This is a genomic window from [Limnothrix rosea] IAM M-220, from assembly GCF_001904615.1.
Classification (GTDB): Bacteria; Cyanobacteriota; Cyanobacteriia; order Cyanobacteriales; family MRBY01; genus MRBY01.
In genome coordinates, this window is sequence record NZ_MRBY01000021.1 from 39,625 (window position 1) to 62,553 (window position 22,929).

Annotated in this window: 19 protein-coding genes; 9 read left to right on the forward strand and 10 right to left on the reverse strand. The window is 47.2% G+C overall.

Annotated features, from left to right (window positions below; all coding sequences use genetic code 11):
* Positions 1 to 15: 15 nt before the first annotated feature.
* Positions 16 to 477: a pentapeptide repeat-containing protein gene (locus NIES208_RS09990; RefSeq protein ID WP_225875292.1), complete on the reverse strand. Its 462-nt coding sequence runs from the start codon at positions 475 to 477 to the stop codon at positions 16 to 18.
* Between the two features lie 161 nt (positions 478 to 638).
* On the opposite strand from NIES208_RS09990, the gene trpD reads away from it, so the two are divergent.
* A complete protein-coding gene (gene trpD, locus NIES208_RS09995; RefSeq protein WP_075892278.1) occupies positions 639 to 1,676 on the forward strand; it encodes an anthranilate phosphoribosyltransferase in 1,038 nt (345 codons plus the stop codon).
* 77 nt (positions 1,677 to 1,753) lie between these two features.
* Here trpD and NIES208_RS10000 read toward each other — a convergent pair whose 3' ends face one another.
* Together NIES208_RS10000 and NIES208_RS10005 are read right to left on the reverse strand one after the other, a co-directional pair.
* On the reverse strand, positions 1,754 to 3,493 hold the full coding sequence (locus NIES208_RS10000) for a peptide ABC transporter substrate-binding protein (RefSeq protein ID WP_075892287.1): 1,740 nt from the start codon (positions 3,491 to 3,493) through the stop codon (positions 1,754 to 1,756).
* 70 nt (positions 3,494 to 3,563) lie between these two features.
* Complete coding sequence (locus NIES208_RS10005) at positions 3,564 to 4,343, reverse strand: fumarylacetoacetate hydrolase family protein (RefSeq protein WP_075892289.1); 780 nt, start codon at positions 4,341 to 4,343, stop codon at positions 3,564 to 3,566.
* A gap of 228 nt (positions 4,344 to 4,571) precedes the next feature.
* Here NIES208_RS10005 and rpsF point away from each other — a divergent pair, with 228 nt between their 5' ends.
* The 3 genes from rpsF (at position 4,572) to NIES208_RS10020 (ending at position 6,606) form a co-directional block, all read left to right on the forward strand.
* The gene (rpsF, locus tag NIES208_RS10010) at positions 4,572 to 4,925 is read left to right on the forward strand and encodes a 30S ribosomal protein S6 (protein WP_075892291.1); all 354 of its coding nucleotides are present in this window, start codon (positions 4,572 to 4,574) and stop codon (positions 4,923 to 4,925) included.
* A 364-nt stretch (positions 4,926 to 5,289) separates the two neighbouring features.
* Positions 5,290 to 6,216 carry a type IV pilin-like G/H family protein gene (locus NIES208_RS10015; RefSeq protein ID WP_171971752.1) on the forward strand — a complete coding sequence of 309 codons (927 nt, stop codon included), beginning with the start codon at positions 5,290 to 5,292 and terminating at the stop codon, positions 6,214 to 6,216.
* 141 nt (positions 6,217 to 6,357) lie between these two features.
* Positions 6,358 to 6,606 (forward strand): Ycf34 family protein, encoded by a 249-nt coding sequence (locus tag NIES208_RS10020; protein WP_075892295.1) that lies wholly within the window; start codon positions 6,358 to 6,360, stop codon positions 6,604 to 6,606.
* A 79-nt stretch (positions 6,607 to 6,685) separates the two neighbouring features.
* Here NIES208_RS10020 and gltX read toward each other — a convergent pair whose 3' ends face one another.
* From gltX to ruvB, 5 genes are all read right to left on the reverse strand, one after another.
* On the reverse strand, positions 6,686 to 8,131 hold the full coding sequence (gltX, locus tag NIES208_RS10025) for a glutamate--tRNA ligase (RefSeq protein ID WP_075892297.1): 1,446 nt from the start codon (positions 8,129 to 8,131) through the stop codon (positions 6,686 to 6,688).
* Between the two features lie 310 nt (positions 8,132 to 8,441).
* On the reverse strand, positions 8,442 to 8,657 hold the full coding sequence (locus tag NIES208_RS10030) for a photosystem I reaction center subunit IV (RefSeq protein WP_459382887.1): 216 nt from the start codon (positions 8,655 to 8,657) through the stop codon (positions 8,442 to 8,444).
* Positions 8,658 to 8,751: 94 nt separating this feature from the next.
* Positions 8,752 to 9,372: a DUF6391 domain-containing protein gene (locus NIES208_RS10035; RefSeq protein WP_075892300.1), complete on the reverse strand. Its 621-nt coding sequence runs from the start codon at positions 9,370 to 9,372 to the stop codon at positions 8,752 to 8,754.
* Positions 9,373 to 9,656: 284 nt separating this feature from the next.
* Positions 9,657 to 11,156, reverse strand: coding sequence for a site-2 protease family protein (locus NIES208_RS10040; protein WP_075892302.1), 1,500 nt, complete (start codon positions 11,154 to 11,156; stop codon positions 9,657 to 9,659).
* Between the two features lie 65 nt (positions 11,157 to 11,221).
* Positions 11,222 to 12,322, reverse strand: a complete 1,101-nt coding sequence (ruvB, locus tag NIES208_RS10045; protein ID WP_075892304.1) for a Holliday junction branch migration DNA helicase RuvB — start codon at positions 12,320 to 12,322, stop codon at positions 11,222 to 11,224.
* Positions 12,323 to 12,557: 235 nt separating this feature from the next.
* Here ruvB and NIES208_RS10050 point away from each other — a divergent pair, with 235 nt between their 5' ends.
* On the forward strand, positions 12,558 to 13,748 hold the full coding sequence (locus NIES208_RS10050; protein WP_075892306.1) for a nucleotidyltransferase family protein: 1,191 nt from the start codon (positions 12,558 to 12,560) through the stop codon (positions 13,746 to 13,748).
* Positions 13,749 to 13,816: 68 nt separating this feature from the next.
* Here the strand turns inward: NIES208_RS10050 and NIES208_RS10055 are convergent, their stop codons facing one another.
* Positions 13,817 to 15,277, reverse strand: a complete 1,461-nt coding sequence (locus tag NIES208_RS10055; protein ID WP_075892308.1) for an ankyrin repeat domain-containing protein — start codon at positions 15,275 to 15,277, stop codon at positions 13,817 to 13,819.
* Positions 15,278 to 15,421: 144 nt separating this feature from the next.
* On the opposite strand from NIES208_RS10055, the gene NIES208_RS10060 reads away from it, so the two are divergent.
* Complete coding sequence (locus NIES208_RS10060; RefSeq protein WP_075892330.1) at positions 15,422 to 15,892, forward strand: DUF4079 domain-containing protein; 471 nt, start codon at positions 15,422 to 15,424, stop codon at positions 15,890 to 15,892.
* A 41-nt stretch (positions 15,893 to 15,933) separates the two neighbouring features.
* Here the strand turns inward: NIES208_RS10060 and NIES208_RS10065 are convergent, their stop codons facing one another.
* Positions 15,934 to 16,707 (reverse strand): DUF1997 domain-containing protein, encoded by a 774-nt coding sequence (locus NIES208_RS10065; protein WP_075892310.1) that lies wholly within the window; start codon positions 16,705 to 16,707, stop codon positions 15,934 to 15,936.
* A gap of 139 nt (positions 16,708 to 16,846) precedes the next feature.
* On the opposite strand from NIES208_RS10065, the gene NIES208_RS10070 reads away from it, so the two are divergent.
* The 3 genes from NIES208_RS10070 to NIES208_RS10080 all read left to right on the forward strand — a co-directional run bounded on the left by NIES208_RS10070 (position 16,847) and on the right by NIES208_RS10080 (position 22,267).
* The gene (locus tag NIES208_RS10070; protein WP_075892312.1) at positions 16,847 to 17,506 is read left to right on the forward strand and encodes an SDR family oxidoreductase; all 660 of its coding nucleotides are present in this window, start codon (positions 16,847 to 16,849) and stop codon (positions 17,504 to 17,506) included.
* 365 nt (positions 17,507 to 17,871) lie between these two features.
* Positions 17,872 to 20,121: a GAF domain-containing protein gene (locus NIES208_RS10075; protein ID WP_225875293.1), complete on the forward strand. Its 2,250-nt coding sequence runs from the start codon at positions 17,872 to 17,874 to the stop codon at positions 20,119 to 20,121.
* A gap of 115 nt (positions 20,122 to 20,236) precedes the next feature.
* Positions 20,237 to 22,267 carry a DICT sensory domain-containing protein gene (locus NIES208_RS10080; RefSeq protein ID WP_075892316.1) on the forward strand — a complete coding sequence of 677 codons (2,031 nt, stop codon included), beginning with the start codon at positions 20,237 to 20,239 and terminating at the stop codon, positions 22,265 to 22,267.
* Positions 22,268 to 22,929: the final 662 nt, after the last annotated feature.

Genomic DNA, 22,929 nt, shown 5'->3' on the forward strand with positions numbered 1-22,929 from the left:
TTTATATCAAGGTTTCTAGCAACCGAGAGAATCCGCTGTCGCAATACCAGTCACAGGATTCACCCCAGTCGCCGCCGCACAAAGTTTCTTTTGCTGAGTACCATCAAGAACCGCAAAACTAAAATCAGCGCCATCAATATTTGCACCATCGAAGGTCGAACGCAGGAGAATAGCCTCCTCGAAAATAGCACCAGACAAATCAGCGTCAGTAAACTTCGTCAGATAGGCAATACCATTAGTCATATTTGCGCCATGTAAATCAGCATTTTGTAGCTGACAACTATTAAAAACAGCCCCTCGCAAATCCGTCTCACTTAAATCCGCATTACGAAAATTCACCTCAGTAAATTCAGCCCCCTGGAAACTTTCCCCAGCAAAATTTTCATTAGCAAAATCTTCACTATCGATCGCCGAACGCGAAGTCGCCGCTGGACTCGATGCATAGGCAGGAGATCCAACAAATAAACATAACACCATCAAAGATAAACATGCGATTCGCACTAAAACCTTCATAACCCTCAAATTGCCCATTGCCTAAAAGAACCTTTTTCAAGGCATATTCTAAAAGATTCTCGGAATGACTGGGAATTCCGATAAAGTTTTTGGAGAGAATAAATTTTTTTGCTTGCGTTTTTGCCATGACAACAACCAATTGGACAGACTTTCTTACACAGCTCATCGAAGGGATTTCCCTCGACCAAGAGCAAGCACGTACTTTGATGACAGGCTGGCTCAACGAAGAGATTTCACCGATTTTGTCGGGGGCAATTTTAGCGGCGATCCAAACGAAAGGAGTTTCGGCAGACGAGCTAACAGGGATGGCGAGGGTTTTAAAATCTCAATCGCTACAACAGGAAACGCTCAATCATAATCAGCCCGTTGTGGATACCTGCGGTACGGGTGGTGATGGTTCTTCGACCTTTAATATCTCCACGGCTGTGGCCTTTGTCACGGCTGCGGCAGGGGTAAAAGTCGCGAAACACGGTAATCGTTCGGCTTCAAGTAAGGTTGGTTCGGCGGATGTGTTGGAAGCTTTAGGTGTGGATTTGGGTGCGCCTAGCGAAAAAGTGGCTGCGGCTCTAAATGAAGTAGGTATTACGTTCCTATTTGCGCGGGGCTGGCATCCAGCCATGAAGGCAGTGGCTCCGATTCGTCAGGAAATGAAAATCCGCACAGTGTTTAATTTGCTTGGCCCTTTGGTGAATCCGCTGCAACCCACTGGGCAAATTATTGGTGTCTATGATCCGAAATTTATCGAACGGATGGCGATCGCCCTCCAGCAGCTAGGCACAACAAAAGCAATGGTGCTCCATGGTCGCGAGAAACTTGATGAAGCAGGCTTAGGCGATTTAACAGATTTGACGGCGGTGAATGGCAATGACGTAAAAACCATCACCCTCGATCCCAAAGAATTAGGTTTAACCTCTGTTCCCCTCGCAGACTTGAAAGGTGGCGATATTCCTGTTAACCAAGAAATTCTTACTAACGTCCTCCAAGGTAAAGCGACAAAAGCCCAAACCGATGTGGTGGCGCTTAATGCATCCCTTGCCCTTCAGGTTGCGGGTTCCGTTGAATGGGGAAATCATGCCGCAGGTATCGCCAAAGCAAAAGAAGTCATTGCCAGTGGCGCAGCGTGGGACAAACTTCAGGCTCTTGTGAGTTTTCTAAAAGCGTAGGGAGAGACGCGGAGAATGGGAGATTCGGGGGACGCGGGGATTTTTGGTTTGGCGATCGCCCCGTCATCTCATTTTTATTACTCGGTGGCTTCCGAAGCCTTTTTCCATTGGGCAATATTCCAAGTATTCATATCCCATGGCGTGAGGGAAACACCCGATAAGTTATTGCTAACCCCAGCTGTTTCCGCACGATGCACGAGGGGAATTACCACAAAATTATTCACAAGCAAATCATTCATTTCAATAATGGCGGCCTGCCGTTTTTCTGGATCGAGTTCTTTATTAGTCGCTGCCCAAAGCTCGTCATAGTCAGGATTACAATAGCGGGCGTAATTATCGCCAGTCCAACTATTTTCCATAGTCGGGATTTGGCTGCAGGTATAGCGTTTTAAATAGGGCAGCGGATCAGGGTTGGTATTGCCAGTCGTGAACATTTGCAGATCAGCAACAAATCTTTCTGCCGTGTCTGCATTGGCAGGATCTCCTGAGAAAAAGACACTAGCGTCAATACTCTTCAGTTCCAGATCAATGCCAATCTCCCGTAAGTTTTGTTTGGCGATCGCCTGAGTTTTTTGCCGCAAGGGATTTACGGAAGTCTGAAAAACCATTTTCATTTCCACGCCATCTTTATCCCGTGTGCCATCGCCATTACTATCCACCCAGCCCGCTTCATCCAGCAAAGCATTGGCTTTTTCGAGATTGAATTCGTAGCTGGTGTTGGGCGAAACCAATTCCGGCGGGTTCACCACAAAATTGGCATTAGCTTTGCCTGTAATCCCATAAAGCTCTTCGGTGATTGTGTCTCGATCAATAGCTGTGGCGATCGCCTCCCGAACCTTAATATCCGTCAAAAATGGGTGAGGAAATTCGGTGCTAGAACGTTCACCTTCAGCCGTTTCTTTGTTGGGGTCGGTGAAATTAATAATGATGCGCTCACCAAGGGAACCAAAATTAGCAACCACCTCACCCTGTCCCCCTTGACTCAGCTCATCCAGAATTTTCGATTCCACTTGGAGGTTATAGGCAAAATCCGCATCGCCCGTTTGCAACACAGCCCGCGCCGCCGAAGTTGCATCACCACCGCCCTTTAGCTCAAGACGCTCAAACCCAACCGTCTCCGCCTCACGATAATTCGGATTTTTTTCATAAACCACCACATCACCGGGCTTAAATTCCACCACCCGATAGGCTCCTGTGCCCACAGGCATCAAATTTGCCGGAGCCGTTCTTGCTTCAGTCCCTTGGTAATCTTCAAATTTATGCTTCGGTAACAGCATTCCCTCACTACCGACAAACACCCCAAACCAAGACGGTGTCACCTCTTTAAAAGTAACCTTGACGGTCAGCTCATCAATCGCCTCGACCTTCTCGACCACCTCAAAAATCCCTAAACTGGTCGCGCCAGTATCAGGATTACTCGCCCATTCATAGGTGAAGACCACATCCTCAGCGGTAAAGGGTTCGCCGTCAGACCATAAAATATCAGGCTTAAGCTGCCACGTCACCGATAAACCATCTGCTGCAACACCGCCATTTTCGACACTCGGAATTTCCGCCGCCAAAATCGGAATTAATTCGCTATTTTCATTAAAGGTTGCCAGAGGCTCTAGCGTAATGCGGCTCGCTTCCCAATCCTTAAAACCCGTCGAGAGATGGGGATTTAGAATAGTCGGCGCTTGCCAATACAGAAGTTTTAAAGTCGAGGTATCTTCAGTATTTGTCTGGATTCCCGGAGAAGTTTGAGTGCCACCACAGGCAGCTAACCCCAACAAAGAAATAAGCGACATGCTGACGGCAAGGCGAGAAACAAAGGACATAGGCTCTGGCAGATCCAATAATTTGTTAGGAATAATTGTGGAGTAAATTTTACGGGATATTCTTCCGCACTTACTGTTTTGGGGCAACAACGGTATTTTCTAATTCGCCAATGCCCTCAATGGCAATCCGGATGCGATCGCCGATATTGACTTTCCCCACCCCAGAAGGTGTCCCCGTCAAAACCACATCCCCCGGCAATAGCGTCATCACATGGGAGATATAACTCACCAACTCCGTCACCGAAAACACCATATCCAACACGGAAGCTGACTGGTGAGGTTCCAGCGCATCGTTAATATAAGTCTGCAATTTCGCTTCTGGACTCAGTTCCCGCACAATCCATGGGCCCAATGGGCAAAATGTATCAAAGCCCTTCGCCCGCGTCCATTGACCGTCTTTTTTCTGTAAATCTCGCGCCGTCACATCATTGGCGATCGTGTAGCCCCAAATCTTGGTATGAGCTTCTTCCGGGGTGCAGTGGAATGTGCGATCGCCGATAATCAAAGCCAGCTCCCCTTCAAAATCAACCCAATTCGACTGGGACGGATAAACAATATTTTCTTCATGGGCAATAATCGTCGTCGAAGGCTTGAGAAAAAGTAACGGCTCCGTCGGCACCTCATTCCCCAGCTCCGACGCATGACCCACAAAATTGCGACCCACTGCAATCACCTTAGAAGGCGCACAAGGAGGCAAAATTTTATAACTATCCGGCTCAATCGTCATTTCCGTCACCTGACCACCGAGCCAAGCAGGCGCGTCGAGAACCTTTACCTCGCGATTTAGACAAAGCACACCATAATACACCTGCCCTTGGCGAGTTTGAATCCGGACATAACGTTGCGCCATAGCAAAAATCTGAACCAACCTTTACAAAAAAAAGAGCCTCACCCGTGCCAGCATACTGGAGAAATCCCACAAAACAAGGGGGCTTACAGAAGCAATATCCAAAGAGGTGCAAGGTATAGTAGAATTCTATATCCTTGCTACTCAAATAAATTCGAAGAAATCAACAATATTTTGTGAATTTTTTCAGATAACCAAGTAGCCCCCTGTCCACAAGGAAAAAATTATTTAATGAGCAATAACTACGAATTAATGTACATCTTGCGCCCAGACATTGGCGAAGAGCAAGTACAAGAAGCCTCCACAAAGTACAAGACTATGTTGCAAGAGTCTGGTGCTACTGACATACAAGTTCAAGTACGCGGTAAGCGTCACTTGGCCTATCCGATCCAAAACTTCAACGATGGCATCTACATCCAAGTCAACTTCAAAGCTGACGGTAGCCAGATTAAAACCTACGAGCGTGACATGCGTTTCAACGAATCTGTCATTCGTTATCTGACCATGAAGATGGATGCTGAACCTGTTCTCGCTGCTGATGCTGAGGATGCTCCTCCTTCTGAGCCTGCGGCTCCCGGCGCTTAGGTTTAAATATCTTTTAAATAGCTCTTTTAGAACTAAATTATTTAGTCAGGAGCTATGTCGGGTCATTGAATTCGAAGTGTGACGGCAGGTATAACCTGTCGTTTTTTTGTGTGAAAAATCCCACTAAAGTGCCGATGATTGCTGCTCGAAAAGTAGGTTTTTAAAGTTTCTGTGAAGCTGAAATGATTACTGATGATTGTTGGCATGCTTTGACTCAAAAAAACTTACAGGTCACCCAGTCCAATACAAATCATTGCTAAGTGCAGATTATGTTGACCGTTTTTACAAAAATAAGAAGAATAAGGCTAATAATTATCAGAGTTCTATAAAAAAAATGATGTCTTGGATTGCTTGGAAAAGAATATTGACTGTTTGTTTCGCTAGCACGATGGCGATCGCCCCGGCGGCGATACAAAGCGAGAGAAATAGCGTGTCTGCTAATCCTTTCACCGAGGATTCTGAGCTGCCTCTAGATTTAAGTTTAGGAGAACTAGATGGCTCCTGGCGGCAGTTTCGCATTGCTGGGCAGTATGAATTTGCAGATCTCATGCAAACTTGGTTTAGCTTGTTTGGGATCACCAATGTCTATGGCAATACCTACTTTACCCAAGGTGAGACGACGGAGATGGGTGGCAAAGAATATTTAGTGGCCTATCGTTTCCCCCTCGCGCCCCAGGAACTAGATCTAGAGGATATGTTTGCTGTGTTTGACTCGGGGCAGCAGTGTGATGATATGTCTCGCCTAGAGGCGGCCATCCTCAATGAAAATACCAAGGTTAGTCTTGCCCTACTTAATCCCAACACGATTGGCTCCCTGAATGATATTCAGACCCTTGATGTTCCCGGCATGCTTCAGGCATCTCAGGAGCAGTTCGCCATGATGCAGGAAACTTGTGCAGAGGTGAATGCAGAAAATCAGGTGATCGAGGCTCTTGATAATTTAGGTGCGATTAATCGAGCGCAACAGGATTTTTGGCTAGAAAATAAGCGTTTTACTGACAATATTGAGTCCTTGCAGATTGGGTTATCGCCAGAGACGGATGCCTATAGCTACACTATGACATTGCAAAATCCAAGCCTTGTGACTTCCCAGGCGATCGCCAAATCTCCGGAGGGTTACCATATTGTGGGGGCGACCCATGTTTACGATGATTTTGACAGTGAGTTCCCCTCAACAATTACTATTTTGTGTGAGAAATCTGAACCGGGTGGCCCAGTTCCTTCACTGCCATTTTTCGACGAGGCGACCAATTATTTAGCTTGTCCCCTGGGTACTTTTGAGACGTACTAATTTGTTGGGCTAAATGCTCAAAGCTCAGGGCGATCGCCTCAAAATATTTTTATGGGAGAAATACAAAAAATTTAATGCCATAATTCTGGTTTTCAGCAAAATCGTTATACTGAAAAAACATGGATTTCAGTGAGGCACAGCATGTGTATTTGTATTAACTGTGAATATGTGGATCGATGTCAGACATACCATGTGGTTGAAACTCAACATCAACAGCCTCACCTAACGGAAAATCCCACATTTGAGCCGAAAGAACCCACGATTAATGTCAATATTCGCTCTGAGGGTGAAGTGATTGAAATGGAATGGGACGTGGTCGGTTGCCAAAGTTTTTCCCGCGAAGATGGTAAATGGGCCATGCTACGACCCGGTGAAGCTGTACCCACCTAGCAACTTGAGTATTTTTCAGTTTTGACAATGTGATCTTTTGTGCCTCCCATTTTTGAGAGGCACTATTTTTTGCGGCACATTAAATTGAACCAAGGGCTTGGGTGAGGCGATCGCCGTCCCAGCCTTTCTGATGGAGAAGAACCCAAGACTGCATCAGATCCGGACCTTGGAGCTTACCCATTAGACCAGCACGGAGGGACTTCATCACAAGACCTTTTTTCACGCCGTGGGCTTTGGTCACATCTTTAATGATCGCTTTGCAACCATCGACATCTAGCTCACCTGTTTCTTGAATAGCCTTCAGAACATCTTGCAGAACCGTTGCCACACCTTCTGTTTGAAGTTGCTTAGTTGCTTTTTCGTCTAGCTCAATGGTGTTGCCAAAGAGTAATTCACTTTCTGCCACAACATCAGTCAAACGAGTCAAGCTAGGCTGCACCAATTCAGTTAATGACTCTAACCAAGGGCGATCGCCGAGATATTCCCCAAGATCTGCCTCTTCGAGATAGGGCACAAGTAAATCTGTTAATTCGCTCACAGGCATATGGTGGAGGTACTGGGAGTTAATCCAATCCAGCTTATCCCAATCAAACTTTGCACCAGCTTTATTGACCCGCTCAAGAGAGAAAACTTTAGCCGCTTCATCGAGGGTAAAAATTTCCTGAGTCGAATCTGGCGCAGTCCAACCAAGCAAGGTCATGTAATTTGCCAGAGCAGGCGCTGTAAAACCCATTTTGCGGAAATCATCCACAGAGGTCACACCGTCACGCTTGGAAAGTTTGCGGCCATCTTGATTCAGGATTAGAGGTGTGTGAGCAAACTCAGGCACTGCTGCACCGAGCGCTTCGTACAACAAAATTTGCTTCGCAGTGTTCGCAATATGATCTTCCCCGCGAATGACGTGGGAAATTTGCATATCCACATCGTCAACAACTACCGCGAGGTTATAGAGGGGCTGACCAAAGGCTTCATCACCTTCCGGGGTTCTTGCGATCACCATATCACCACCGAGATCACTCCCTTGCCAAGACATCTTGCCCCGCACAAGATCCTGCCAAATAATTTGTTGACCATCGTCAATTTTGAACCGAATCACGGCGGTACGACCTTCTGCTTCAAAGGCGTTGCGCTCTTCATCGGTTAAATTACGGTGGCGGTTATCGTAGCGGGGCGCTTGATTATTTGCTTTTTGTTTTTCCCGCATCTCGTCCAGTTCTGCGGGAGTGCAGTAGCAACGGTAGGCTAAGCCTTTATCTAGAAGCGTTTGAATTGCGGCTTTATATTGATCGAGGCGTTGAGTTTGGAAGAAGGGGCCTTCGTCCCAGGTCATGCCGAGCCACTCTAGACCGGATTTAATGTTTTCGGTATATTCGGGGCGCGATCGCTCGGTATCTGTATCTTCAACACGGAGAATAAATGTACCGCCTTGGTTGCGGGCAAAAAGCCAGTTAAAGACGGCTGTTCTGGCTGTACCAATGTGGAGGTTGCCAGTGGGGCTAGGGGCAATACGAACGCGAACGGTCACAGGGTTAATCCTTTTATATAGATGTTTTGTTTACTGAGGTTCTTAACAATGGGTCTGAAGTTCCCCTCTTGGGAGGGGCTAGGGGTGGGTTTCGATGAGCTACGTAACCCTCTGAAACCCCTTCCGCCTTCGGCACCTTCCCCAAGGAAGGATATGAGTCGGAAATCTTATTTACTTTTGTAAGAATACCTACTCTATTCATTTTCCCATTGTCTTTCGGGAAATAGAAGTGCCAATAAAAAACACCGCCTCTGCTGAAGACGATGTCGGAAAATTGAATTTGATGTCAGAAATAAAAGCGAGTGAAATCTTACTTAACAACTTCAAGCTCGTGCTCTGCAAAGTTGTTGGTGTTGAGACCGCCAGCACTACCACTAAAACCGTTGTAGTTTACTTTGTCGAAACGGACGATCACGGGGTAAATGATGCCACTCTTGTCAACGCTGGCAACTGTGCCAACGTCTTTGTACCAATAGGATTCTTTGCGAAGAATGCGAACTTTGGAACCGCGTTCAATAGCCATGATTGTTTTCCTTTAAAGCGATACTAAAAAAGTAATTAGACTTAGATAACAGCGTACTATCGGAATGTGGTTTTCTGGCGATCGCCGAGTTTAAGTTTTATTGCGCATCCTGCCAGCGTAATCGGACAAAATGGCTCTGATTCCCCGCAATATCGGTACTGTCCTCGATTTCCATCATTGTTAAGTTAAAGGGAATTGAGGTGGTGAGGTAACGCTGGGCATAGCGTCCCACTTCGGGGGCGATCGCCATTGCAGTCGCCGCAGCAGTGCCCATACCGATTAATTGAGACAAGGGATCTTTAGGCAAAAGCCAAGATGCACCAGCGGCTAAACCAGCGGTTAAGAATAAACCCACGGAAAGATTTGTGCCACACCGGGGATGAACTGCTAAATGCCACTCACCATTACGGAGGCGATCGCCAGCATTGGCCACTGCCCGATACAGATCTACTTTGTCAACTGCGCCATAGAGATAAAAACCATTTTCTGTAGACATACCGCCCAGCTCAGCATAGCCCTGTCGCCATTTTGCGGGGAACTGTTCCGCAATCTCCGTTAACATCCACACCGTTGCATGTTCGAGGGCATGGACTTGGCGCACGATTAAAGCTTCTCGCAGGCCGGGGACAAAATTGAGCTGGGTGATTAACTCTTGGTCTAATGTTTGTTGCGGCGCAAACCAACCTTCATCCCAAAACTCATTCGGTGCAGTTGTCATAATGTCTAGTCCTCTTCTTGAAGCTTGAGCGACTGTTTAAAACTAACAATTCCATTCTAGCGAGGGATAGTTTGAGTTAAGGGTCAGGCATTAATTCTCGAAAGAATGGGAGACACGGAGAGAAGGTGATACGGAGAGAAGGTGATACGGAGAGAAGGTGATACGGAGACACAAGGCATGAGTTGAAACTCGCCTTCTGGACATCTACAACTGTTTCAATACAAAAATCTCCCTGTCCCTTGCTCTCCCCTTCACCGCTTCATTTTCACAAAGCCCAATTCAGATCAACCGATACCTAACTGACCCGCCAAACTAGGGCTCAAGGGAATCAAAGTCACCAACATAAACAACAATGCGGCCAAACCAAGGAGGGCACGGTTATCGTCGGGTTCGATCAGTTCATTTAGGCTCGGACGCTCTGCATCACGTTGAATAAAAGCAATAATTAATGCCCAATATAGAGGAATGGGATTTGAAGGATTAAATAAAGCCACAATGCCTAGAATAATTAGCGTTGCTAAGGTTGTACGGCGAGCCGTTTTGCGACCGTAAATGGCCTGAATCACACGCCCTCCATCTAGTCGTCCGGCGGGCATGAGGTTTAAGGCGGTAATCACCAGACCCAGCCATCCCAAAATGGTTAGGGGATGAATGGCGACAACGGCTGCTTGAATCGCATCTCCCATAAAAAGTTTGGCTAGGCTGCCCACAAGGATAGAGCCACCGAAAAATTGGCTGGGTATTTGAAACAGACTGTTAGGCTGCGACAAAACTAAACCGGTAATTAACATCACTAGGGATAAGGCTCCCCCAGCAATTGGCCCGGCGATCGCAATATCAAAGAGGGCATTACGAGTCGGTAAAAGGGATTCAAAGCGAGTGATGGAACCGAATGCGCCAATTTGCCAGTTGGGCAAGAAAAAAGGAATGCTGAGTTTGACGTTATATTTTTCGCTGATCACCCAATGGGCAAGCTCGTGAGCACCGAGGATCGCCCATAAACCTAAACTCAGGGGTAATACTTCTTTATAACGGGATAAATTACTCGATAGATCAAAGCCTTGCAAAATACCGAGGGCTTCTAGGGTCGTAGCGAGGGTGGCTACGAGTAAAACTAAGGCAAGATTTTTCTGAATAAGGGTGGTTGTTTTGGGATCGTTGGTGCTGGGTAAAACGATCACAACGGGTTTCCCTTCGGGATCTTCGACGAGAAATAAACGGTATTTATCGCCGAGGCGATCGCCTAAACTTTGGGTCAATCTCTCATGGGTTTTCTCTGGATCACCGCGGAGATTTCCTTTAAAAATGGCACCATCTTGGTAGGGAATGGACTCCGTCGAGAAAAAAGTATCAATGCCAAAAATCCCCTTAATCGCCTGTAAATCTTCCGGATCAATGGGGGCAATGGCCGGCGGTGTGTCTTCGGCTTCCTCACTCTGGGTTGAGGAGGAGGGTGATGCTTGGGTTTCTTCGTCCTGCATGCGGGCGATCGCCTTTTGCTTGAGTTCTTCCGCCTGTCCCGCTTCCCGCCGTAAATTACCAAGGTAAATATAAGCGCCGACTGAAGCCACCAGGAGCATAATCACTCCAATCGTATCGAGGCTAATGCCGAGCAAGACGCAGGTGATAAAGACAAACCACGGTGCCGTCACCGACAGGGATTGCCCCCAAGCCAATAAGCCTAGGCGACCTGCTTTTTGCGATCGCTGGTATCCCCACAGCACCACGACGAACGCTGCGACAGCAAGGACGACAAGGGCTGAGGTTTCCGGAGAAAAAACCATAGTGTTTTGTTAAATGTTTATTTGAATGCTCTACACATTCTAGAGGGATTTGAATCGGAAGGTTTTTAGAGCAAATCTAACTGGGTTGCTTGGGACGGTTTATTTTCGAGCAAACCGAGGTGTTGACGGGCATTATCAGTAACCACTCGTCCCCTGGGTGTCCGGCTCAAAAAACCAATTTGTAATAAATACGGCTCATACACTTCTTCGATGGTTTTACTGTCTTCGCCAGTGGCGGCGGCGATCGCCTCCAAACCCACAGGGCCACCGCCAAAATGACTAATCATAGTGTCAAGGATGAGACGATCTGTCCAATCTAAACCCAGCGGATCAACGTTGTATAAATCCATTGCCGTTGCCGCCACTTCATCATTAATCTCAGCAAAGCCCTTGACTTGGGCATAATCTCGAATTCTTCTGAGCAAACGATTAGCAATGCGTGGGGTTCCCCGCGCCCGTCTTGCAATGGCGATCGCCCCAGCTTCTGTCACCGGCTGATCAAGAATTTTGGCACTACGATGCACAATGGCAACCAACTCATCCACCTCATAGAAGCGCAAGCGTTGGATTAACCCAAAACGATCCCGCAATGGCGACGTTAGTGACCCAATTTTTGTCGTTGCCCCAATCAAAGTAAAAGGTTTGAGGGGAATACTGCGGGTTCTCGCACTGACACCTTTACCAATGGTGATATCAAGACGACTATCCTCCATCGCCGGATAAAGTAGCTCTTCTGCCATACGGTTGAGGCGGTGAATTTCGTCGATAAATAAAATATCGCCCGCTTCCAAACCCACGAGTAAACCACTAATATCGCGGGGGCGTTCTAGGGCTGGTGCTGCCGTAATTTTGCACTTTACGCCCATTTCTGCCGCCAAAATGAGGGACATGGTTGTTTTACCCAATCCCGGTGGCCCGTAGAGCAACATATGGTCAAGGGGTTCTTGGCGAGATTTTGCGGCGGCGATCGCAATGCCGAGGACTTCTTTGAGATCCCTTTGTCCGAGATAATCTGCCAAAGTTTGGGGACGAATGCGATCTTCTGACGTAGATTGATCTGTTTCCGTCGGTAAAGCTTGACCGCTAGTGAGGGGATCGCGCGCTGATTTCTGACTCGATTTACTCTGTTTCGGGGCAGGATTTCCTTGGCTACGTTTAATCGCCATGAGCTAAAAGTTAAAACACTTGTTCTTTATATCCTATGCCGAATTTTCCCTAAAGGCGATCGCCTACTCCTTCTACCAAAAGGCATAACCCCCGAATCTGTGCGTCAAATCACCTAAGTAAAACTACAGCTTTAGGTAAAATAACTACTATTTACAATGGGTGTCACCCATAGAGTGCGTTAACTCACAACTTACCGACCTACCATTCACGAACCATTCGAGGACAACAATATTCATGAAAGCCATGATTCTGGCAGCGGGCCGGGGCACAAGGGTACGCCCCATCACCTACACAATCCCCAAGCCACTAATTCCAATTTTACAAAAACCCGTGATGGAATTTTTGCTTGATCTGCTGGTGGAGCATGGTTTCGACCAGATCATGGTAAATGTTAGCCACCTCGCCCATGAGATCGAAGGATATTTTAAAGATGGTCAGCGCTATGGGGTACACCTCGCCTATTCCTTTGAAGGCAGTATTGAGGATGGTGATCTTAAGGGTGATGCCCTTGGTTCGGCTGGCGGCCTACGTAAAATCCAAGATTTTAATCCCTTCTTTGATGACACTTTTATTGTGCTCTGTGGTGATGCGTTAATTGATCTTGACCTCACGGCAGCGGTGAAATGGCATCGCGAAAAGGGGGCGATCGCCACGGTCATTACCAAATCTGTACCCCTCGAAGATGTGCCCAGCTACGGCGTTGTGGTTACCGACGACGAAGACCGTATTCTCAGCTTCCAAGAAAAACCTTCCGTCGAAGAAGCCCTGAGCACAAAGATTAATACCGGTATTTACATCTTTGAGCCAGAGGTGATTGATTACATTCCGCCCAACTGTGAATTTGATATTGGTGGTGAGCTATTCCCCAAACTCGTCGAAAGTAAAGCGCCGTTTTATGCCCTCGATATGGATTTTGAGTGGGTAGATATCGGTAAAGTGCCCGACTATTGGCAGGCCATCCAAGATGTTCTTCAGGGCAAGGTCAAAAATGTTCCCATTCCGGGTATTGAAGTCAAACCCGGTGTATACACTGGCTTAAATGTGGCTGTCGACTGGGACAAAGTTGACATTGAAGGCCCCGTCTACATTGGTGGCATGACACGCATTGAAGATGGTGCCAAAATTGTTGGCCCGACAATGATTGGCCCTAGTTGTTGGATTTGTTCTGGCGCAACGGTCGAAAGTAGTGTGGTCTTTGAATATTCTCGCCTTGGTTCTGGTGTCAGAATCAAGGATAAATTGGTGTTTGGCCGCTATTGCGTTGATAAAACGGGTGCGACGATCGATCTCCAGGAAACAGCCCTTGATTGGTGGATTACGGATGCTCGCCATGCCAATCCACCGGAGGCTCCCATTGATGCGAATCCCCATGTGGCAGAGAGTCTCGAAATTGAGGAGTTTCTTAATACCACTGTGGCGGAATAGGGTGCTATCGGATCGGCGATCGCCACAAAAACGTTGTATGTATTGATCTCAACGTATTTTTAGGAGCTTCAGCTAGAGGCTCCTTTTTGTTTGAGCAGTGCGGCGATCGCCTCACATTTATTAAATTGGGCAATTTTTAGGGCTGTATCACCACGTTTGTTGGTGGCATTTAAATCCAAATCCGGTGCATGGTCAAGCAGTAACTGAACTGCGTCAGTAAACCCTCGGTGGGCTGCCCACATTAGGGGTGTCGCCCAAAAATCATCGCGGGCATTGACATCGGCTTTAGCGGCAATCAAGGTTTTCATTAGGGATAAATTTCCTTGATCTGCGGCCTGCATGAGTAATGTTTTTCCCTTGGCAAATCGTTGATTGGGATTAGCACCTTGGTCGATCAACAATTCAATGAGATTGTTATGTTTTTCTTTCACGGCAATGGTTAGGGCTGTTTCACCGTCATTGCTAAAGTTAATATCAGCGCCATTATCTAACAATGTTGCGGCGATCGCCCCATGACCCTGATAGACGGCAATGAGTAATGGTGTGTCACCTTGGACATTAACCACATCAACCCTTGCGCCCGCATCGACTAAACAATGCACCATGTCGCGATAACCTTCGAGGGCAGCAGCATGGAGGGCGGTATCACCGGATTCATCTTGACTATCAATGGCGAGGGAACGGGACAATAAAAATTGCACCAAGGGCACACAACCAGACAGGGCAGCGAGTGGCAATAGGCTTTCAGTTTGGGTAAAGGTTGCCCCAGCAGCCAAGAGTCTGGCGGCGATCGCCTCATCTCCCTGCTCAATCGCTAAAATTAGGGCGGTATCACCATTCAGGTCACTAAAATCCACCTCCGCCCCCGCAGCGAGGAGCTTTTCAACAATATCGACACTGCCCGCCATCGCAGCATGCATGAGTGGTGTGCGGCCATCACTACTCGGTAAATTAGGATTTACACCGAACGCCAATAAAACATCTACACAGGCGATCGCCCGTTCCGATACCGCCAAAACCAAACTGCCATACCCTTGATAAGGATTAGCCCCCTTGGTCAGCAACAGTCGCACAACCGCCGGGTGTCTACCTTGAATGGCTAAATTCAGCGCTGTATCTTGGTCGCGATCACTTTGATTTAGCGTTGCCCCAGCAGCTAAAAGTTGTTCGACAATCTCAACAGAACCTTTATAGGCCGCCACCATCAAAGCCGTTGTACCATCTTCATTGACCAGATTGACCTTCGCCCCAGCAAGCAATAGACGCTCCACCACCCACTCTTGCTGCGCCATGGCCGCCACCATTAAAGCCGTTAAACCATGGCGACCGACCAGATCGACCTTTGCCCCAGCCCCCAAACACAAATTAACAAGCTCTGAATTCCCATTCTGACTGGCATACATCAAAGGACTCGTGCGATCGCCATCCAGACCATTCACATCGACCCCCTTCCCTAAAATCAGTCGTGCCGTTTCCACCTCCTGTTGGCGAATTGCTTGGCAGAGCAAAATATGACCCGCGACATTCATAACAAAATTTAAACTCCCTCAAAAGGCTTGCTTATCAGTATCGCACCCCAGATCCCCCGGCCAAACCCAACAGATCATTTCCATTTGCGGAGGGGATGAGTTAACTTTTATAAAGATTTGCAACACACCTTGAGGAAAAAAATAATCACCATGGCTATTCCAGAATCCGTTAAAGTTTGGTCTCAGTTTGGTCACCCTGTCATGATGTGGGTACTGTTTGGTCTCACAATTTACGCCATGTACCTCGGCGTTCAAATTCGCCGTACTCGCTCTGCGGAAAAAGAAGTCCGCAAAGAACTGATCAAAAAACAGTTTAATTTAAAGCATCACCAAATCGGTTCTGTTTTACTGGCCTTAATGGTGCTTGGGACTCTCGGTGGCATGGCCGTGACCTACATCAACAACGGTAAGCTTTTTGTTGGTCCCCACCTGATTGTTGGTTTGATCATGACTGGTATCATTGCTGTGTCCGCAGCTCTCACCCCCTATATGCAACGGGGTAATGAGCTAGCACGTATTTCTCACATCGGTTTAAATACAGTCCTTGTTGGTTTATTTGGCTGGCAAGCGGTTTCTGGTATGGACATTGTGATCAATATTATTGGTCGGATGTAATAGCTTCTGTGGCAAAAGAGTTCCTTTGATAACGAGTTTTTTTACAACGCAATATGTTGAGTGGGGGCATTGGCTGGGTCAATGTCCTCTTTTTGTTGGGGAACTGGTGGGACGACCTCAGGGGCACTATCGCGGGGAATAAAGGTACAGGCGCTGGCACTCTTGGGGGGCCTCGGCAGATTTAAGGTGCGGTGAAAGTCTTGCTGCACTTTTACGGTTAATCGCGGGGAAATCTGGGCAACAATGCTGGATAGGAGGCGATCGCCGGTAGATTTGAGGACATTGCGGGGAAGTTTATAAATAAATTTAGGAAACTGAACAGTCACATTCAGGTCTAGTTGCCAATCGACTTGGGTGATGTGCTGGGGAATCGGGCGATCGCCGAATAGCTTTTCAGCCTTTTTAACATTGTGAATGGCCGCGTCCCAGGTCGTACCACTCAGCTGCATTGCCGCCTGATAATCAATCGCATAGCCCAGATAAGGCTCATCAGGAATCGGCACATTGTACATTTTGTAATTTGCTTCAACCGGTGGGTCCAGCAACACAGCGATCTTTGGCTCCACTTCATAGCCAAAATTGCCAAATTTACCCACAGTGAGGATGTAGCCTTTTTCGGTAAAAGGTTCTACTTTCATCGGGTGAGCGCAACGGCAAAACCAACCGCTATGGCAATTTAGATAGTCTGTCACCACCTCAGGAGCCGCGTACATCAGCATAATGCCCTTGTAATGAGTCTGGAAATGCATTGGCGGAAAGCCATCACTATGCTTGGTTATATCTGTAGCAGAAGACGAAGATTCTGAAACGCCCATAAAAATTACAAAACAAGGAATACACTCGTTGTACCTAAAATCATGCCTGCTTTTCTACAAAGTTGCATCCCTAGGAATACCGATTCGTTATATTTAACAGGACTTTATTTTAACTTTTTGTAACAAAAGAGGCTTTGAGATGAAAATTTTGGTGGCTGGTGCAACGGGAGAAACGGGTCGTCTAATCGTAAAAGAACTGGTAAAGCGCAATATTGCAGTGCGAGCGATGGTTCGGGATCTGGAAAAAGCGAAGGAAATCCTCCCGGCCAATGTGGATTATGTCGTCGCAGATTTGCAGAAAAAAGAAACTCTAGAGGTGGCGATCGCCGACTGTGACTATGTAATTTCCGCTGCAGCCTCCCGTCCTAGCCTTAATATCGCTGGATTTTACCAAGTCGATTATGTCGGCACCAAAAATCTCATCGATGTAGCCGAAGCCAAAGGCATAAAGCAATTTATCCTCGTCACTTCCCTATGCACCTCTAAGTTTTTCCATCCCCTCAATATCTTTGGCTTAGTACTTTTCTGGAAAAAACAAGCAGAAGAATATCTCATTGGAAGTTCCCTCAAATATACAATTGTGCGCCCCGGTGGTTTAAGCACAGAAAAAATTGCCCCGGTTGTGGTTTCAGGGGCAGATACCCTATTTGAAGGGCGTATTCCCCGTCAGCTTGTCGCCGAAATTTGTGTCGCAGCCCTTGGTGATCCCCATACGCTTGATCAAGTTATTGAAGCGGTCACCGACGAAAAAGCCCCCGAAAAACCCTATGCAGAACTCTTTGAGGCGATCGCCTCCTAAACGAACGAATCACACCGAACACCTAGCCCAGAAGAGCATTTCGGGAAACACCCAGCAGGGAAAGACAAAGCAAACCGAGAAAAATTTGCCAAAAAATAACCGCCATTGCCAACCAATTTTTTAGCAAACTAGCATCTTCACAAAATGTCGTTGAAGAGTAATCGGTCAGTTGCGACAGTTATCGGGCGGTTCCCGCACCGCCCCTAGCAATGGCCCATTCAAATATCAAATACTCAAAAGTGTCTTTTGTGCCCTTAAAACTCGCTTCCCTGTGACTGAGATCAACGGACATTTACCCAATCCTTGACTATGGTAGAGATATCAAACTAGGGACAAATTCGGGGAATGTCTTATGGGTGTACCGCGTGAACAAACAGTCCCATCCGGAAGTCAATGGCCCCATCGCAGAAGCAATTTTCATGGAAGACCAACCTCTTTTACTCGTCGACAATCCCCTGAGTGATCCGTTCAATATTGCCGCCGATTTTGCTGGGCAAAATATTTCTTGGCACGACCTACTGCATAAACACAGTAAATTACTCATGGCAGTCCTTGAACCCGGCTCCTTTGTGCTGAGAAAAATTAATCATGCCTTTGAAACACTGACAGGCCTTGATCAACAGCAGTTACCGCTAAATCATCAAAATATCTGCATTTTTGATCTACTCGCAGATGTGGACGACAACTTCCCCGAACAGCTATACCGCCGTCATTTATTGCCCCTCGTACTGCGGGATGTCTATGGTATTTGCCATGATCGTTGGCGCTTCCTCGATGAACCTTTAGTTGCCACATTTCGGCCAACTGGAACGACCGAACCTCGCTACATTCAGTTTTGGTTGCGATCGCAGCATCTCCATGTCCAGCGGATAAATCCCGACCTCGATGAATTCGCTGGTTTTGGTCTCCGGAGTATTGCTCCTGAAGATATTGTGCTGTACCCCGAATGGGAGCAACATCTGAATCTTGATAATTACAAAGTGACGGGTCAGTGGCTATGGGAAGGGTTAGATGTTACAAACCGTGAATTACTGCAGCGTTTAATTGCCTCCCTTGTTGATCGCGAGTCGATTTTTGAGGAAGAGAAATTTCAAAGTCTGACCCAGCAGATGAAATCGCTCTTTCGCTCCCATGGGGGCATTTTGCTCAGTGTCCAACACGAAAAAATCAAACTGTATCGCATTAAAAACGGCAGAATTCGGCAAACGACGCTTTCTTCCCTGCATTCCCTTGATAATTCTCATTTTTTGCAGGCGGCATCCCACAATCATGTCCTGAATGTACCGGATCTCAAATCCCATTGTGTTACGGAGTTTGAGAAGAAACTGGTCAGCCAAGGTATCCGTTCTATGCTGCTCATTCCGTTGGTTTTAGCGTGCCAGCAGGAAAATAGCGACACGCAGCAGTTGATGGGCATGGTGGTCATGCTCAGCGATCGCCGCAATAATTTTGACCACCTAGATATTAGCCACGGCCAAAAACTGATTCCCGCTTTAAGAACGGCTCTGCGTACGGCGAATCAATTGCCCTTTAATCATATTCACCCGTCTGTGGAATGGCGTTTCCGCGAAGAGGCAGAACGTCGTAGTTGGGGCTTGCCGCCGGCTCCGATTATTTTCGAGAAAGTCTATCCCATGTATGGCATCTCGGATATTCGTGGTTCTTCTGAGGAACGCAACCACGCAGTGCAAAGGGATCTACTAGAGCAATATACTTTGGCGATCGCCGTGATTGATGCCGTTTTAGAACAACAAAATATTTCGTTTTTACAGCAGCTCCACCTCAATATCACCGAAAAAGCCCAACGTCTCGCGGAAGGTATTCATGTCGAAGACGAAGTGACGGCAATCGAGTATCTACGGCAACATCTTGAGATCTATTTTGACTATTTTCAAACCCTAAAAGGTCAAGTCCCCAAGGCGATCGCCACCTATAAAGCCGCCTGCGACAATTCCCAAGGCTCTGCTTGCTCAGCCCGTGAACATTACGACTACATGATCCACGACATTACCAGTCGCCTACGCAAAACATGGGAGTACTGGCAACAGAAAATGCAGGCAATCATTCCCCATTACTGCGATGTCGAAGTCACCGATGGCATTGACCACATGATCTATTGCGGTGCAGCTATTAACCCCAGCTTTTCCCCCTTTCATCTCCATGCCCTACGCTACGAACAGATCCGCGCCGTGTGTGACTGTGCCCGCACCTGCCTCCAGCTAAAAAATGACTACGACACCACTATCGAAGTAACTCATTTGGTGCTCATCCAAGACATTACTATCGACATTTACCACGACGAACAAACCGAAAAAAGCTTCGATGTGCGCGGCAGCAAAGATACCCGCTACGAAATCGTAAAAAAACGCATCGACAAAGGCCGCGATCTCAATACAAAAAGCCGCATTACCCAGCCCGGTATGTTGACAATTGTGTATTCCACCGACGACGAATGGGATCAATATCGGCAATATGTCCATTATTTACAGCGGGAGAAATGGCTAGACACAGAAGTTGAATCCGGTACAGTCGAACCATTACAAGGAGTGACCGGATTGAAATATGCACGAATGCGAATTCTGCCAGACTTGCCAGAAGCGAAGATTACCACCTAGGCAAAAATGTTCACTAAAAATTGATCAATGGTAGGGAATCAAGGATAATCAGGTTGATTCCCGTGTCAGAATGCCAAATCTTCGGCGATATCCCAAAGGATCACAGCATTTTTCAATGAGCACTCACCCCTCAATTGTCGAGCAATTACTTGCCGCAGTACCCAACGGGCAACCACAACTTTACTTTAAGTCCTCTCTGACGGCCCTATCCCACGCCATGGAGGATCAGGTGCTGGCCGGATCTGGCTCGCCACTGGTCATTGCAAGTTTTCAGCAAGAGCGCTATTACCGTCAAGAGGCTAACCGTTATCGTCGTATTGCGGCCATCTCTGATCAGGTGTATGTGTTTGCTGCGCCGGAGACAGAATTTAAAAATGCTTCTAAGGAATTTGAGATGGTGGCCTTCGAGCCGGAGGATAGCCTCAGTAATGAATGGCATCTCATTGTGATTGGGGAAAATTTTGCCAGTTGTCTTGTGTGTCGGGAAAAAGTCGTCACTCCCGGCAGCAATGAAAGTTTTGCGGCGGACAATTCACGACGGTTTGAAGGTCTATGGACAGAAGATCGTCGCATTACGGAAAAGGCCGCTGATATTTTATTGGATCGTGTGTTGGTCTATCGTCCTGAACTGGCGGAAAAAATCAAAATGGCAAAGGACACCTATTTTTCAGGGGTTCCGGCAGACATTATTGAGCAGGCTCCCCATTCTACTGCTGATCCGTTTGTGCAACGGCTGATTAATTATTTGCAGGCGAGTCAGTACAAAATCATCAAAGCTAATCGTTCTCTCTCTAATAAGGAGCAAAAGGAACGACTGATTAATACTGTGACCGCAGCAATTCGGCGATCGCTGGATACGGAAGATATTTTACAAGTAGCAGTCGAGAGTCTGGGGGAAGGTCTGGGGGTTTGTCGCTGTATTATTTACCGCTGTGAGGAAAATTCTGAAACGGCAACCATTGGCCACGAATTCCTCACGGGTGAGCAAATTTCTGTTAAAAGCCAAAGTTGGCCGCTAAAAAATAATCCCCTCTTTCAAGAAGTTGTGGCCCTTGGTGAGCCGCTAGGGGTCGATCAAACTGCGAATGATCCCTATTTTGTTAAAGGTGAAATTCAGCAGTTGGCACAGAACTGTTCCATTGTGTCGTGGCTCCTTGTGCCGATTTTGTATCAGGGTCGCTTGCTAGGCATGATCGAACTACACCACTGCGACGCGGAGTCGATCCATTGGCGACCGGAAGATGTTGCCCTCGTCGGGGCGATCGCCGTGCAGGTAGGTGTGGCGCTAATTCAAGCCGAAGCCTACAACAACCTCGAAGAAGTTAACGAGCAATTAGAAGCCCTTGATCGTACCCGTTCTAACCTTGTGGCGATTACAGGACATGAATTGCGGACACCCTTATCCACCATTCAAGTCTGTCTCGAAAGTTTGGCGACGGAACCCGATATGCCCGACGAGTTACGCCAAGTGATGCTCGAAACAGCCCTACAGGATGCCGAACGATTGCGGACATTGGTACAGGATTTTCTCACCCTGTCTAAACTGGAAAGCGGCCGAGTGGAATGGACAGAAGAACCACTACTATTGCGGGAATGTGTCGAGCTTGCCATGAGTCATATGCGTGCACGTCGTCTCCAAAGTGGTGGTAGGGCACTACCTAATCTCATTAACAATGTTTCTGCTGATTTGCCCTTAGTACAGGCTGATGGTGAATGGCTTGTGGAAGTGATCGCGAAGCTATTGGACAATGCCTGCAAATTTACGGAAGAATCCGGCACAGTAGAAATTAATGTGACGGCCGCAGATCCAGATCAGTTAACGCTAAGTATCGCCGATGATGGACGTGGCATTGAACCGAAGCGCCTCGAAACAATTTTTAATTTGTTCTACCAAGAAGAGGGAGCACTACGGCGTAGTGCTGGTGGTACAGGTATGGGTTTAGCCATCTGTCGGCAAATTGTTACCGGCTGGAATGGTGCCATCTGGGCAGAGTCTGAGGGGAAAGATACAGGCAGCCAGTTTTCCTTCACCATTCCGGTGTTTGATTTAGAATCTTTGCCCCCAAAAGTTGAGCGTACAAGTCTCGTGCTCCAGCCCCGTGCGAGACGGCAGAATCGCAGAAGAAGATCCACAAGGGCAAAGTAATTTGCGAGGGATTTTTATGGTCACTTCATCTCCCATTGAGTGGCCATATCTCGACGATGGTCATTGCTTGCGTAAATGAATGTTTGAGTTGTGAGTTCGTGAATTTTCCTCACAAATCGATAAGTTTATCGATAAGTTTATCGCCTAGGCTAGCGAGATTAGTACAAAGGTCTTGGAGTTCAAGGGTTGGGGATTTTTCAACGGGCTTCATGTACTTTGCTAGCATTTCACCAATCTCCGACTGTTTATAGTCAAAACTGCCAAGATCAAGATATTGGATCGGCTTCGTCGTCTTATTTTGTATGGGTTTACTATGTCCATTGGCTTCAACTTAAGCAGGAAAAACTTGCTGTGTAAGGATTTCACATTCCACTAATACGCCCTGATAACATCTCCAGCCCATGCAATACACAGGATATCTATTGATTTGGGGGCTTTGAAAATCAAGAAGCCATGGGCCTTAGACTTAAAAAACCTGAGTTCGGTTTAAGAATGGTCTAGGATGACGACGCGGTGAAAGGGAGAGCGAGTGATGGGGAGATTTTTCATTCAAATAATTCTAATGCGGGTGTCCGTTGATATCCCGTGCCTCCCAATCCCAATGTCCCCGTGTCTCCCAATCCCAATGTCCCCGTGCCTCCCCCTCTCCGTGTCTCCCGATC